Source organism: Flavobacterium hauense (assembly GCF_054457175.1).
In genome coordinates this window covers 1-1289 of the sequence record NZ_JBTKVX010000043.1, presented here as the reverse complement: position 1 = coordinate 1289, position 1289 = coordinate 1, and the positions used below count along the sequence as shown (strand labels likewise).

The window sequence follows — 1289 nt, the reverse complement described above, 5'->3', positions numbered from 1 at the left end:
GCACTGGCTAACCCACACCTTGGAGCGGACTCGAACATCTATGCCAGGGTTACCGATGGTAGCACAGGCTGTGTAACCACGGCTGTTGTGGAGCTTCATGTTATCCCGGCTCCAATCGCTGCAACCCCTGCACCCATCGCTGAGTGTGATGGTAACCTTGACCGTTTTGAGGTTTTTGACCTGGTCCCGAGCATGCAGGCCATCGAGGCAGCCCTTGGCAATGTAGTTGTAACTGCGCATGAGACCCCTGAGGATGCCGAACACGGTGTGAATGCAATCCCTAACCCGGGCAGCTACCTTAGCATCCTTCCCAACAGCCAGCAGGTGTACCTAAGGGTAAAATCAACCCTTACGGACTGTTATGACATCGTCGTGCTTCAGCTGATCGTAAACCCTGTCCCTGAGGCCACCACGCCAGAAGACTATGAGCTATGCGATGACGGGGTGAGCGATACCGATGGTTATGCCATCTTTAACCTAAGCAGCAGGGCAGCCGAGATCTATGGCAGCATCGACCCTGCACAGTTCAGCCTTGCGTTCTTTACCAGCCAGGGCAATGCAGTAGCAGGCACCCCGGCAATCCCCAATCCGATGAGCTACCTCTCGCAGACTGCCATAGTCTATGCCAGGGTTACCAATAACGTAACGGGCTGTTATGACATCGTAGCCTTACAGCTGATCGTAAACCCGCTACCGGTGCTATTGACCAACCAGTATGTATATGCCCTTTGTGAGACCGATGCCCCGGAACAATATGAGACCTTTGACCTTACCAGCACCATCCCTGTGTTCATTGCGGACCAGAACGGTGTTGCGGTAAGCTACCATGATACCTTTGCCCAGGCCAACAGCAATACCAATGCTATAGCTAACCCTACAGCCTATGTAAACCAGGAGCCGGGTGCAGAGACCCTTTTCGTACGCTTCACCATAGAGGCCACTGGCTGTTACAGGATCGGCTTCCTTGATGTTGATGTTATCCCTGAGCCTATTATCCTTCCACCGAGCCAGGATGAGCTGACGGTATGTGATACCAACGGCCAGGGCACAGGAGAGTTTGACCTTGAAGCGCTTATTGAAGACATGAAAAACGGCGAGCCGGGCCTTGAGGTTACCTTCCATGAAACCAGGGAAGATGCCTTAAGCGGCCTTAATGCCATCCCCAATACGACGAACTACCAGAACCCGACCCCATACCTTCAGCTGATCTGGGTAAGGGTAGAGAATACCATCACGGGCTGTGTTAGCAATGACCCTGTCCAGCTGAAGCTGATCGTAGAGCCGGCGCC

The 1289-nt window shown here is 53.5% G+C and carries 1 pseudogene; it reads left to right on the top strand.

Annotated features, from left to right (window positions below):
* Positions 1-1289 (top strand): annotated as a pseudogene (locus tag ACX0HA_RS17580) (hypothetical protein); the annotation flags it as partial.